Genomic DNA, 12,514 nt, shown 5'->3' with positions numbered 1-12,514 from the left:
GACGTCGACGCCGGTGCGGATCATGGCTTCCAGCACGCCCTCGCGGTCGCTGGCCGGACCCAGCGTGGCGACGATCTTGGTGCGGCGGATGGGGGTGTGTAGCGGCTGGGGCGACATGGAGGTCCTCCGGCGAGGTGGCATATTGTTCGTATACGGTAACGCTAACAAGGTAATATTACTACAAAAAAGCAGCGGGAAAAGAGGCTCTGCTTTGGCGGACAAAGGCGACTGCCAGGTCGTTTTCGCCAACGAGAAAGCGAAAACGGTGTGGTTCTTCAGTGCCATAGCGAACGAGGAGATCGTTCTTTATGTTGTAAAGTTACTAAAAAAATCTTGAGTCTGTCGCCCTGCTGCGTCACATTTGGAGTTATCACCTATGCCTCGACTCCATACCGACAAGACTGCTTACGGAGGACACCCACCATGACGCTCAAGATTGCCATCAACGGATTCGGTCGCATCGGCCGCAACGTGCTGCGGGCTCTGTACGAGAACGGCTACCGCAAACAGGTCCAGGTGGTGGCCATCAACGACCTGGGCGATCCCGCGCTCAACGCCCATCTGCTGCGCCACGACACGGTGCACGGCCACTTCCCGTTCAAGGTGGAGCACGACGAGGAGAGCCTCAGCGTGGACGGCGACCGCATTGCCATCTTCTCCCAGCGCGATCCGGCCGCACTGCCGTGGAAGACGCTGGGCGTGGACCTGGTGATGGAGTGCACCGGCCTGTTCACCAAGCGCGAGGCCGCCGCCAAGCACCTCGAGGCAGGCGCCAAGCGCGTGCTCATCTCGGCGCCCAGTCCGGACGCCGACGCCACCATCGTGTTCGGGGTCAACGAGCATGTGCTGAAGCCCGAGCACAAGGTGGTCTCCAATGCCTCCTGCACCACCAACTGCCTGGCGCCGGTGGCCAAGGCGCTCAACGACACGGTGGGCATCGAGAACGGCCTGATGACCACGGTGCACGCCTACACCAACGATCAGAATCTCTCCGACGTCTACCACAGCGACCCCTACCGGGCGCGCAGTGCCACCCATTCGATGATCCCGACCAAGACCGGCGCCGCCGCCGCCGTGGGGCTGGTGCTGCCGGAGCTGAAGGGCAAGTTCGACGGCCTGGCGGTGCGGGTGCCGGTGATCAACGTCTCGCTGGTGGATCTGGTGTTCACCGCCGGACGCGACACCACCAGGGAAGAGATCAACGAGATCCTCGCCAAGGCCGCCGAGGCCTCGCCGGTGCTGGCGGTCAACGCTCAGCCGCTGGTGTCGATCGACTTCAACCATGACGCCAACTCTTCGACATTCGACGCCAACCACACCCGGGTGAACGGTCGCCTGGTCAAGGTGATGGCCTGGTACGACAACGAATGGGGCTTCTCCAACCGCATGCTCGACACGGCGCTGGCCATGCACGCCGCGGGCGATGCCAAGCGCGAAGCGGCCTGAAGCGACGATACGGGCCGAATGGCCGGAGCCGTGAGCGCCGGAGCGAAGATTCGCTCCGGCGCTTGCCCATGCATACCTCACTGCCCACCGTTTCGCTTGGCTTCTTACCGGGACCATTGACTACGGTTAAGGGGTACATCCATGGAACAGGAGGTAAGTCATGAGCCGTTATGGAATGCGTAGCGCTCTCGTGGTCTTTGCCGCATCGCTGATGCTGGGCTTGGCGGGCTGCGGTACCGGCACCGGCGAGCGTGCCGCCAGCGGCGCCGGTGTAGGCGCAGCCACCGGGGCGGCGGCAGGTGCCGCTACTGGCGGAAGCCCGGTCACCGGGGCGGCGATCGGCGCCGGCGCGGGTGCCGCGACCGGGGCGGCCACCGACGAGGACGATATCGACCTCAGCAATTGATTTCGCTGCCGTCAGGCGACGACCGATAGACCGCGCATCCGGACATGCGCGGTCTTTTCGTGTCTGTGCCTGCCTTACTCGGGAATGTGCCAGGTCTCCGGGCACTCACGGCTGCGAAACAGCCGCTGGGCGGTGGTGGCGTTGCGGCGCTCGGCAAGCGCTTCGCGCCCCTCGCTGAGCGTGTCCAGCATACCGGGTCGGGGGTGGCGCACGGTGAGCAGCATCAGTGCGTCCTCGCGGCCGACCTCGTAGTCGCCACGCAGGGACTCGATGAGGGACTCGAGTCGCTCGGGCTTGTCGTCGAGGCAGAAGGCGAAGCGCATGGCGCCGCTGTCGACCAGGTTGGCGTGAAGGCCGGCCTTCACCAGCCTGCCGAGAATGTCGTGCTGGCGCGGCTCGTCCATGAAGGAGAAGTCGCGCGGTCTCACCTCCACCCACACCTGCGCTTCGCGCAGGATGCAGCTGGCCACGTCGCTGTCGAAGCGCCGCTCGGCGTCGATGACCGTGGGCTCGGCATCGGGCGTCTCGAAGGAGCGCACCGTCAGCGGAATCGACTTCTCCTGCAGCGGCCCCAGGGTCTTGGGGTGGATCACCTTGGCGCCGTGCCAGGCCAGCTCGGTGGCCTCGGCGTAGGAGATCCGCTCGAGCTGTACGGCGTTGTCGAAGCGCCGTGGGTCGGCGTTGAACAGCCCGGTGACGTCTTTCCAGATCACCACCTCGCGGGCATCCAGGCAGTGGGCGAAGATCGCCGCGCTGAAGTCCGAGCCCTCGCGGCCCAGGGTGGTTGCCTCGCCCTCCGCGGTGCCGCCGATGAAGCCCTGGGTCAGGATCACCCGGTCGCTGCCCGCCAGGCGCTGGCGTACGGTCTCGGCGGTGGTGGACCAGTCGAGGTTGGCGGCCTGGTAGCAGGCGTCGGTGCGCACCAGTTCGCGGGCGTCGTGCCAGTCGGTGGCGATGTCGTTGTGGTTGAGCCAGGCCGCGACGATGGTGGTGGAGATCAGCTCGCCGTAGCACACGGTCTGGTCGTAGTGCTTGGCATGGTCGCTGTCGCGATGCCGGCGATGCTGGGCGTCGAGTTCGTCGAACAGGGCGTCGACGCATTCGCGCGGTGAGTCGGTGGCGTCGCCGAACAGCGCCTCGATCGCTTCGCGGTGCTCGGTCTGCAGGGCCTCGAAGCAGCGGCGGTATTCGTCGCCCTGCGTCCCGCCCTCGCCGCGGGCGGCGGCCAGCAGCGCTTCCAGCTTGTTGGTGGTCTTGCCCATGGCCGAGACCACCACGACCAGCGGGCGGTCGCGATGCCGCTCGAGCAGTGGGGTCAGGTGGCGTATCGCATCGGCATCCTTGATCGAGGCGCCGCCGAACTTGAATACGGTCGTCATGTCGGGCTCTCCCTGTCTGGTGACGTCGTGCCCTACACCATGGGTCATAACGGCGGCCAGTGAAAGGGGAACCCGCCGCGCCGTGCAAGTGGCGGTGCAGATACGAAAAAGCCCCCGCAGGGGCTCTCTTCGTGCAGCGGTGTCTCAACTCAACCGCTGCATGTAGTCCTCGTAGCCGAAGGTCTTCACCGTGCGTACCTCGCGGCTGCGCTCGTCGACCCGGCAGATCGACGGCAGGCGAATGCCGTTGAAGGTGGTGGTCTTGACCATGGTGTAGTGGGCCATGTCGGTGAACACCAGGCGGTCGCCGATGGCGAGCGGCTGGTCGAACGAGTAGCGGCCGATCACGTCGCCGGCCAGGCAGGTGGTGCCGCCCAGGCGATAGGTGAAGGGCTTCTCGCCCGGCTCGCCGGCGCCGATGATGTGCGGCCGGTAGGGCATCTCCAGCACGTCGGGCATGTGCGCCGTGGCCGAGGTGTCGAGGATGAGGTTGGGGCCGTCGTTCTCGACGATGTCCAGTACCGAGCACACCAGGTAGCCGGTATTCAGCGCAATCGCCTCGCCGGGCTCCAGGTAGACGGTGAGGTGCGGATGACGCTCACGGAAGCCGCGCACCACCCGTACCAGCCGCTCGATGTCGTAGTCGGCGCGGGTGATGTGGTGGCCGCCGCCGAAGTTGACCCAGCGGAGCCCGGTCAGGTAGCGGCCGAACTTCTCCTCGAACGCCGCCAGGGTCTCCTCCAGGGCGTCGCTGTTCTGCTCGCACAGGGTGTGGAAGTGCAGCCCCTCGAGGCCTGCCAGGTCGCCCTCGGCGAGATCCGACACCCGCGTGCCGAGCCGCGAGCCGGGCGCACAGGGGTCGTAGAGCGGCACCGCACCGGTGGAGTGCTCGGGGTTCACCCGCAAGCCGCAGGAGACCTGGCGCGGCGCCGTCGCGACGCTGTCGCGGAAGCGGCGCCACTGGCCCGGGGAGTTGAAGCTGATGTGGTCGGCATACTGCAGCACCACCGCCATCTCCTCGGGGGTGAAGGCCGGCGAGTAGACATGCACCTCGCCGCCGAAGGTCTCCGCGCCCAGGCGCGCCTCGTCCTGCCCGCTGGCGGTGGTGCCCACCAGGTACTGGCTGACCAGCGGGAAGGTATCCCACATGGCGAAGCCCTTCAGTGCCAGCAGGATCCTTGCGCCGCTCGCTTCCTGGACCTGCCGCAGCAGCTCCAGGTTCTTGCGCAGCAGCTTGTCGTCGACCACGTAGGCCGGCGACGGACAAGCGTGGATGTCGAAGTCGAGACTCGTCATGCCAGCGGGTCGTGTTCCGGATCGAGTTCGACCATCTGCCACGGCAGGCCCATGTCACCGATGCGTGCCATGAAGGGGTCGGGGTCGAGCTGTTCGACGTTGAACACGCCAGCGCCCTTCCAGATGCCTTCCAGCATCAGCATGGCGCCGGTCACCGCCGGCACGCCGGTGGTGTAGGAGATCGCCTGGGACTTGACCTCGCGATAGCAGGCCTCGTGGTCGCAGATGTTGTAGATGTACACCTTGCGCCGCTTGCCGTCCTTGATGCCGTCGGCAATGATACCGATGTTGGTCTTGCCCTTGGTACGCGGGCCCAGCGAGGCCGGGTCGGGCAGCACCGCCTTGAGGAACTCCAGCGGGGCGATCCTGGCGCCGCCCACTTCGATCGGCTCGATGCTGGTCATGCCGACGTTCTCGAGCACCTTGAGGTGGGTGATGTACTTCTCGGAGAAGGTCATCCAGAAGCGAATGCGCTCAAGCCCCTTGATGTTCTGGCTGAGCGACTCGAGCTCCTCGTGGTAGAGCAGGTAGATGTCCTTCTCGCCGATGCCGTCGAAGTCGAACTTGCGCTTCACCGCCAGCGGGTCGGTCTCCTTCCACTCGCCCTTCTCCCAGTAGCGACCCTTCGCGGTGATCTCGCGAATGTTAATCTCCGGGTTGAAGTTGGTGGCGAAGGGGTAGCCGTGGTCGCCGCCGTTGGCATCGAGGATGTCGATGCGGTGGATCTCGTCGAACAGGTTCTTCTGGGCGTAGGCGCAGTAGATGTTGGTCATGCCCGGGTCGAAGCCGCAGCCCAGGGTGGCCATGTTGCCCGCCTTGACGTAGCGGTCGTGGAAGGCCCACTGCTCCTTGTACTCGAACTTGGCCTCGTCCGGGTGCTCGTAGTTGGCAGTGTCGAGGTAGGGCACGCCGGTCTTCAGGCACGCCTCCATGATGGTCAGGTCCTGATAGGGCAGGGCCACGTGGATCAGCACGTCCGGCTTGAACGACTCGATCAGTGCCACCAGATCGTCGACGCTGTCGGCGTCCACCTGAGCGGTCTGGATCGGGCGATCCAGTTGAGCGGCGATGGCCTTGCACTTCGCTTCGTTGCGACTGGCCAGGCAGATCTCGCTGAACACTTCGGGGTGCTGGGCACACTTGTGGGTGACGACGCCTCCGACGCCACCGGCGCCGATAATCAGGACTTTGCTCATGGGCCTCTCGAATCCAGATCGGGGATGTGTATGAAAGCGTAGGGTCTTATCGGAGTTTCGGCCATCTCGCATGCCCGTGCCCGATGCCACCCCGGTCTCGCTCGTCGCTTGCGCGCAGATAATGGCCCCCAGCGCAGCCGGGGGCAAGTGATTTTGTCGTGATGACTTAGACCAAAGGAGGGGGTGGCACCGCTCGGAGCCCGAGAACGGCGGGCCGTTTTGGCATTATTTCTCGTCTATAACCTGCGTTATGAATCTCTATATAAGCTTGTGTTTTAGTATTGCGCAGAATCAACCATAAGCCGGAGAGGCAGAGCGTGACCCTACTGGACAGTATAGTGATGCAGGGCTTGGGCAGACACGGCGCTTTGACGGCAGAAGACAAGACCCTGCTGCTGGACCTGGAGCTCAATCCTAGACGAGCCGCTGCCGGCGAGGTGCTGTGGCAGGAGAGCGCTGACGTGGACCTGTTCTGCGTGGTCAAGGAGGGGTGGGCCTACTCCTACCGCAACCTGGGCAACGGCTCGATGCAGATTCTCAAGGTCTACCTGCCCGGTGACATCATCGGCATGCGGGATTTCGGCTTTGCGCGGCGGCTGGCGGGTGTCGCGATGATCAACGACGGCGTGATCAGCCCGTTCACGCATCAGCAACTGTTCGAGCTCATCGGGCGCTCGCCGGCGCTGGCGGCGGGTATCATCGCCACGGTGGTGCGTCAGCAGGCGATGCTCACCGAGAGGCTGGTCTATCTCGGTCGCTACGCGGCCCACGAGAGGCTGGCGCACTTCCTCTACGAACTCTATCTGCGCCTGAAGCGGATCGGGGCGGTGGCGGAAAACGGCTTCCTGATGCCGCTCTCCCAGGAGCAGATCGGCGATGCGCTGGGATTGAGCGCGGTGCACGTGAGCCGCACCTTCTCCATGCTGCGCGACGAAGGCCTGGTGGTGCGCGACCGCCAGCACGTGGTGCTGCCCGACCCGCAGGCGCTGGCGCGGCTGGTCGAGTTCAACGACACCTATATCGACGAAACGCTATCCTCCGCGTTCCACGGCTTTCATTAGCCCAAGGCTTCCATTGGCGACCAGGTCGCGTGAGCCGCGGTGAGTCTTGACGTGCCGAAACGAAAAAAGCACCCCAAGGGTGCTTTTTTCGTACTCGATTGGTGGAGGCGGCGGGGATCGAACCCGCGTCCGCCGACACTCGCTCTTCGGCTCTACATGCTTAGGTCCGTTTTTTGGTTTAACGCATCTGGCTCCAACGGGCAGGATCCAGCTACGCGATTCCTCTAAAGTTTAGCGATTGGCGAGAGGACACCACCAACCGCGATCCCATCAGTCTTGGCTCATATCCCCTCCGCGATGAATGGGCACATCGCTTTGGGGCCGGACTAGAAGCTAACAGCTATTAAGCTGCCAGCGCGCCCTGAGCGTAGTTGTCGTCGTTTGCGACTATTTAGTCGTGATGTTGGATTTACGAGATACATCACGCTCTCGGCATGCACCTAGGAGGTTGTCATCGGCGTCGAAGCCATGTCGCCCCCGTAGCAGACCCATCTTAGCAGCATGGGTACGTCTATGACACCTGTTGGCGGGGCTGGTTCCCTCGTTTCCCCGATTCTTGCCGTTTTCAGGGAGCCAGCCGACATCTCCTACGCTATGACGTCTCAGGCCTTGGTATGTTCCCGCATGATGCGGCCCTTCTGCCGCTGCCAGTCGCGGTCCTTCTCGGTGGCGCGCTTGTCGTGCAGCTTCTTGCCCGTCACCAGGGCCAGCTCGCACTTCACCTTGTTGCCTTTCCAGTAGAGCTTGAGCGGCACGCAGGTGTGGCCCTTCTCCTGGGAGCGCGAGAAGATCTTGGCGATCTCCTTGCGGTGCAGCAGCAATTTGCGGGTGCGGGACGGATCGGCGATCTCGTGGGTGCTGGCGGTGTTGAGCGGGGTGATGTGGCTACCCAGCAGCCAGGCCTCGCCATCCTTTATCAGGATGTAGGTGTCGGTGAGCTGGGCCTTGCCGGCACGCAGGCTCTTCACCTCCCAGCCGGCCAGCACCAGGCCGGCCTCGAAGGTCTCGTCGATGTGATACTCGAAGCGAGCTTTCTTGTTCTGGGCGATGACGCCGCCGCCAGGGCCCTTGCCCTTGCCTTTCTTGTCGGCCATGGAACCTCTTGTCACGTTCTGCTGATGGCACCCTTCCTTCGATATGAGGGGAAGCGTGTTACCATTCAAGGCATGAAATAACCGCTCATGATACGCCCTGGGCACTGTGAAGTCAGCGGAGAGCTCAATGCCAATGGTCAATCGGTCCGCCCTGGTGCGGCACACCCCTCAGGACATGTTCGAACTGGTCAACGACTTCGAGCGCTATCCGGAATTCCTGCCCGGCTGTCGGCGGGCGCGGCTGCTCGAGCGCGACGAGTCGCACCTGATCGGTGAGATGACCCTGGGGCGGGCGGGTATCGAGCAGAGCTTCACCACGCGCAACGACCTGATCGAGCCCGAACGTATCGAGATGTCGCTGGTCAGCGGCCCCTTCAAGCGGCTGCGAGGGCGCTGGCTGTTCCTGCCGATGGGCGAGGGTGCCTGCAAGGTATGCCTGGAACTGGAGTTCGAGTTCGCCAACCGGCTGCTGGGCATGGCCTTCGGCAAGCTGTTCCAGCAGGTTGCCGGACAACTGGTGGACGCCTTCACCCGGCGCGCCGACGAGCTGTACGGGCGCTGAGGTGGGGCTTCAGGTAGAGGTCGCCTTCGCGCTGCCCGAGCGGCAGCGCATCGTGGCGCTGGAGGTGCCCGCGGGCACCACGGCGCGCCAGGCCGTTGCCCTGGCCGAGCTGGAGAAGCACTTCCCGGAACTATCGGCGGCGCACTTTGCCGAGGCGGATCTGGGCATCTTCGGCCAGCTGCTGCGCAACCCCGACACCCACCGCCTGCGTGCCGGCGACCGGGTCGAGGTCTATCGCCCCCTCGAGATCGACCCCAAGGAGGCGCGGCTCCGGCGCGCCGGGCGCTGACCCGGCCGCGCGTTACTGTGCCAGCGGTTCGGTCGTCGCCGGCTCGCCGCCCCGGGGCAGGGTGCCGCCGGCGTCAGGCGCGGCCTCGGGAGCGGCTTCCGGCTGGGTGGCCGGCAGTTCGCCCATGGGGTCGGCGCCTTCGATGGCCGGGCCGACACCGTTTTGCGGCCGCAGCTCGATATCCTCGGAGAAGTCGCCTTCACGCTGCACGTTGACCAGCCGCTCGCCGTCGAAGGTCAGCGTGACCCGGCGCTGCTGTACGCCGCCGTACGCCTCGTCGAGGCGGAACACGTAGTCCCACTGGTTGGCATTGAAAGGCGCTTCCAGCAGCGGGCGGCCCATCACGTCGACGACCTGGGCGCGGCTCATGCCGGGCTGGAGCTGTTGCACCATACCTTCGGTGATGTAGTTGCCCTGGGGCAGATCCCGCTTGTAAACGCAGCCGCCGACCACGGTCAGGGCGATGACGAGAGGGAGGGTTTTGATCAGCTTTTGCATTTGTGTCCGTTCTTCACTATCGTGGATTCGGTCGATCATACCCGACCCTACCTGATACTGCGAAGAGCGAACATGGCCGACCAGAACCATGAACTGCGCAAGGCAGGCCTGAAGGTCACCTTGCCCCGAGTCAAGATCCTGCAGATCCTCGAGAATGCCACGGGTCAGCATCACCTGAGCGCCGAGGATGTCTACAAGACTCTGCTGGAAGCCGGAGAGGACGTCGGTCTGGCGACCGTTTATCGCGTGCTGACCCAGTTCGAGTCGGCAGGCCTGGTGATTCGCCACAACTTCGACGGCGGTCATGCCGTGTTCGAGATCTCCCAGGAGGAGCATCACGACCACATGGTGTGCCTCGACAGCGGCGAGATCATCGAATTCTTCGACGAGACCATCGAGCGGCGTCAGCAGGAGATCGCCGAGGAGCACGGCTTCGAGCTGGTCGATCACGCACTGGTGCTCTACGTGCGCCCGCGTGGCTCCAACGCCACGCGCCAGGACGGCCTGCCGCGCAAATAGCCCGACGAAGCAGGCGCTCGAAACAGCTCGGCTGGCACGATCATGACAGCGGCCCCGGTCAGCATTGACCGGGGCCGCTGGCGTATGGGCTGAGGGCTGCCCGAGCGTCCGGCTAGTGGGCGGCGCCCTGCTGGCTGGCATCCAGCATCTCGCGCGCGTGGGCCAGGGTGCGATCGGAGAGGTTGACCCCGCCCAGCATGCGCGCCAGTTCGCTGACCCGGCCGGCCTCGTCGAGCAGCGCCATGCGGGTCAGGGTGGTGTCGCGCTTGGCCTGCTTCTCGATGTGCAGATGGTGGTGCGCCTGCGCCGCCACCTGGGGCAGGTGAGTCACGGTCATCACCTGGCCCTGCTCGCCCAGGCGGCGCAGCAGCTGGCCGACGATCTCGGCGGTGGCACCGGAGATGCCCACGTCGACCTCGTCGAACACCAGGCTGGGGATGGTCGAGTGGCGTGCGGCGACCACCTGGATCGCCAGGCTGATGCGCGACAATTCGCCGCCCGAGGCGACCTTGGCCAGCGGGCGTGGCGGCTGGCCGGGGTTGGCACTGATCAGAAAGCGCACTTCCTCCATGCCGTCGACCTGCGGGCTCTGGCGCGGCGAGACTTCCACCTCGAAGCGTGCCTTGCCCATGGCCAGGAAGGCGAGCTGCTCCTGCACCGCCTTGCCGAACCTGGCCGCCGCCTGCTGGCGGGACTCGCCAACGCTTCGTGCCTGCTCGCGCCAGCTGTCGCGCAGGCTCTCGACCTCGGCGCGCAGCGCCTCGAGATCGTGTTCGCCGCCCTCCAGGCCGTCCAGCTCGGCCTGCAGCCGGCGGTGCAGGGCGGGCAGCTCCTCGGGCATGACGTGGTGCTTGCGGGCGATGCGATGCACCTCGCCCAGGCGCGACTCGACCCAGGCCAGGCGCTCCGGGTCCAGCTCGGTGGCATCGGCGAAGCGATGCAGCTCGCGCACCGCTTCCTCGACCTGGATGCGCGCCTCGCCCAGCATGGCGAGGATCTCGGCCAGTGCGCCGCGGTCGCTGCCCGGTAGCGGATCGAGCCGATGCATCGCCTGGTTGAGCAGGGTCATTACGCCGCCTTCGTCGTTGTCGCAGCATTCGGCGGCGTGCTGTGCCTCGCGCAGCGTCTCCTCGGCGTGGGCGAGCTGCTCCTGTTCGTGCTCCAGGGTGGCGAGCTCCTCGTCGCCCAGCGCCAGCAGGTCGAGCTCCTCGACCTGATAGCGCAGCAGCTGGCGGCGCGCCTGTACCTCGTCGCCGCTCTCGCTCAGCTGCTTGAGGCGTTTGCGGGTCGCCTGCCAGCGGCGGAACGTCTCGCTGAGTGCGTTCACCGCGGCGCGGTTGCCGGCGAAGTCGTCGAGCAGGCGCAGGTGGGTCTCCTCGCGCAGCAGCAGTTGGTGGGCGTGCTGGCCGTGGATCTCGACCAGGTGCTCGCCCAGCGCCTTGAGATCGGCCACGGTGGCCGGCTGGCCGTTGATCCACGCCTTGGAGCGACCGCTCGCGGTCACTACCCGGCGCAGCAGGCAGTCGTCAGCGGGCAGCTCGCGCTCCGTGAGCCAGGCGCGGGCGGCGGGCAGCGCGGCGATGTCGAAACGCGCCGAGAGATCGGCACGCTCGCAGCCATGGCGCACGCTGGCGGCGTCGCTGCGCTCACCCAGGCACAGCCCCAGGGCGCCGAGCAGGATCGACTTGCCGGCACCGGTCTCGCCGGTGATGGCGGTCATGCCGCCGGCAAGCTCCAGATCGAGCGTATCGACGATGGCGTAATCGCGAATGGCAAGCTGAGTCAGCATGGGACCTCCCGGCGGCCGGTATCCTGGTGAGCTGGATATCCATACACGTTATTGCGTTTTTATACAGTAGTCGAGGTTCGCTCACAACACATGCGCGAAACAGTCGCCCTCGTTGATGTCCGATCACTTGAGTTTGCGGCGAGGACCCCCATATAGGCGGCAGACCTTCAAGGCATTCGCCGATTCGAAATCTTTCCGGCCTCGCTGGGCCGGTGTTGCTTCAGGAGATGCGCATGGCTAAAGAACCCCAGACCCCGCTTGACGACGAGCTGGCGCGGCGCGAGGAAGAGGCCCGGCCGGAGCCGCTGGAAGGCGAGCTGGACGAGGCGGCCGGCCTCGTGGAGGACGACGCCGCGGCGCCCGAGGAACCGACGGAGGTGAGCGACAACCCCGAGGCCGACATGCTGGCGGCCCAGGTGGAGGAACTGGAGCAGAGCCTGGCGGAGGCCAAGGACCAGGCGCTGCGTGCCGCCGCCGAAGCGCAGAACGTGCGCCGCCGCGCCGAGCAGGAGGCCGAGAAGGCGCGCAAGTTTGCCCTGGAGCGCTTCGTCAAGGAGCTGCTGCCGGTGGTCGACAGCCTCGAGAAGGCGCTGGACGCCATGGGCGAGGACGCCAGCGACGCCCATCGCGAAGGCGTGGCCATGACGCTGAAGATGCAGCACGACGTGCTGGCCAAGTTCGGCGTTGAAACGGTCGAGCCGGCCGGCGAGCCGTTCGACCCGCAGTTCCACGAAGCGATGGCCATGGTGCCGAACCCCGAGCTCGAGCCCAACAGCGTGATGGAAGTGATCCAGAAGGGCTACCTGCTCAACGGGCGCCTGGTGCGCCCGGCCATGGTAGTGGTCAGTCAGGCCGCCGGCTGAGGCCTCACGAATGAAAACGGGGGCGGGGCTTGAAAAGCCACCCGACGCCCCCAGATAGACGTCAACCGCGGCAGCTGCCGCAGCGATGGATTCAAGGCAAACGAATTTTCGAGGAT

The 12,514-nt window shown here is 65.4% G+C and carries 14 protein-coding genes and 1 other RNA gene; 7 read left to right on the top strand and 8 right to left on the bottom strand.

Features of this window, described 5'->3' with window-relative positions:
* On the bottom strand, nt 1-117 hold a 117-nt coding region (locus C4S71_RS22805; protein ID WP_235014636.1), incomplete at its 3' end, for a pyruvate kinase.
* A 306-nt stretch (nt 118-423) separates the two neighbouring features.
* On the opposite strand from C4S71_RS22805, the gene gap reads away from it, so the two are divergent.
* Complete coding sequence (gene gap, locus C4S71_RS19305; protein ID WP_086511744.1) at nt 424-1,446, top strand: type I glyceraldehyde-3-phosphate dehydrogenase; 1,023 nt, start codon at nt 424-426, stop codon at nt 1,444-1,446.
* Nucleotides 1,447-1,606: 160 nt separating this feature from the next.
* Nucleotides 1,607-1,852 (top strand): hypothetical protein, encoded by a 246-nt coding sequence (locus C4S71_RS19300; RefSeq protein WP_086511745.1) that lies wholly within the window; start codon nt 1,607-1,609, stop codon nt 1,850-1,852.
* A 74-nt stretch (nt 1,853-1,926) separates the two neighbouring features.
* Here the strand turns inward: C4S71_RS19300 and C4S71_RS19295 are convergent, their stop codons facing one another.
* From C4S71_RS19295 to C4S71_RS19285, 3 genes are all read right to left on the bottom strand, one after another.
* Nucleotides 1,927-3,231, bottom strand: a complete 1,305-nt coding sequence (locus C4S71_RS19295; RefSeq protein ID WP_160113414.1) for an aspartate kinase — start codon at nt 3,229-3,231, stop codon at nt 1,927-1,929.
* Nucleotides 3,232-3,375: 144 nt separating this feature from the next.
* Entirely contained in the window at nt 3,376-4,527 is a 1,152-nt protein-coding gene (gene nspC / locus C4S71_RS19290; RefSeq protein WP_086511747.1) for a carboxynorspermidine decarboxylase, read from the bottom strand.
* Nucleotides 4,524-5,723, bottom strand: a complete 1,200-nt coding sequence (locus tag C4S71_RS19285) for a saccharopine dehydrogenase family protein (protein WP_103970241.1) — start codon at nt 5,721-5,723, stop codon at nt 4,524-4,526. Before C4S71_RS19285 ends, nspC begins: the two co-directional genes overlap by 4 nt.
* 317 nt (nt 5,724-6,040) lie before the next feature.
* Here C4S71_RS19285 and C4S71_RS19280 point away from each other — a divergent pair, with 317 nt between their 5' ends.
* A complete protein-coding gene (locus C4S71_RS19280; protein ID WP_234246634.1) occupies nt 6,041-6,784 on the top strand; it encodes a Crp/Fnr family transcriptional regulator in 744 nt (247 codons plus the stop codon).
* Nucleotides 6,785-6,883: 99 nt separating this feature from the next.
* Here the strand turns inward: C4S71_RS19280 and ssrA are convergent.
* Nucleotides 6,884-7,263: a transfer-messenger RNA gene (gene ssrA, locus C4S71_RS19275) on the bottom strand.
* A gap of 123 nt (nt 7,264-7,386) precedes the next feature.
* Nucleotides 7,387-7,878: an SsrA-binding protein SmpB gene (gene smpB / locus C4S71_RS19270; protein ID WP_010625725.1), complete on the bottom strand. Its 492-nt coding sequence runs from the start codon at nt 7,876-7,878 to the stop codon at nt 7,387-7,389.
* 127 nt (nt 7,879-8,005) lie between these two features.
* Between smpB and C4S71_RS19265 the strand changes: the two genes are divergently transcribed.
* Together C4S71_RS19265 and C4S71_RS19260 are read left to right on the top strand one after the other, a co-directional pair.
* Nucleotides 8,006-8,440: a type II toxin-antitoxin system RatA family toxin gene (locus C4S71_RS19265; protein WP_086510485.1), complete on the top strand. Its 435-nt coding sequence runs from the start codon at nt 8,006-8,008 to the stop codon at nt 8,438-8,440.
* Nucleotide 8,441: 1 nt separating this feature from the next.
* Entirely contained in the window at nt 8,442-8,729 is a 288-nt protein-coding gene (locus C4S71_RS19260; protein WP_103970239.1) for an RnfH family protein, read from the top strand.
* Between the two features lie 12 nt (nt 8,730-8,741).
* Here C4S71_RS19260 and C4S71_RS19255 read toward each other — a convergent pair whose 3' ends face one another.
* On the bottom strand, nt 8,742-9,227 hold the full coding sequence (locus tag C4S71_RS19255) for an outer membrane protein assembly factor BamE (RefSeq protein WP_103970238.1): 486 nt from the start codon (nt 9,225-9,227) through the stop codon (nt 8,742-8,744).
* 72 nt (nt 9,228-9,299) lie between these two features.
* On the opposite strand from C4S71_RS19255, the gene fur reads away from it, so the two are divergent.
* Nucleotides 9,300-9,746 (top strand): ferric iron uptake transcriptional regulator, encoded by a 447-nt coding sequence (fur, locus tag C4S71_RS19250; protein ID WP_086510482.1) that lies wholly within the window; start codon nt 9,300-9,302, stop codon nt 9,744-9,746.
* A 112-nt stretch (nt 9,747-9,858) separates the two neighbouring features.
* On the opposite strand, the gene recN is transcribed toward fur, so the two are convergent.
* Entirely contained in the window at nt 9,859-11,535 is a 1,677-nt protein-coding gene (recN, locus tag C4S71_RS19245) for a DNA repair protein RecN (RefSeq protein ID WP_103970237.1), read from the bottom strand.
* A 233-nt stretch (nt 11,536-11,768) separates the two neighbouring features.
* On the opposite strand from recN, the gene grpE reads away from it, so the two are divergent.
* Entirely contained in the window at nt 11,769-12,398 is a 630-nt protein-coding gene (gene grpE, locus C4S71_RS19240) for a nucleotide exchange factor GrpE (RefSeq protein WP_103970236.1), read from the top strand.
* The last annotated feature ends 116 nt before the right edge of the window (nt 12,399-12,514 follow it).

The organism is Billgrantia desiderata (genome assembly GCF_900108215.1).
Lineage (GTDB): Bacteria > Pseudomonadota > Gammaproteobacteria > Pseudomonadales > Halomonadaceae > Halomonas > Halomonas desiderata.
Note: the sequence above shows the minus strand (reverse complement) of the source record. Positions and strands in the feature narration are given on the sequence as shown.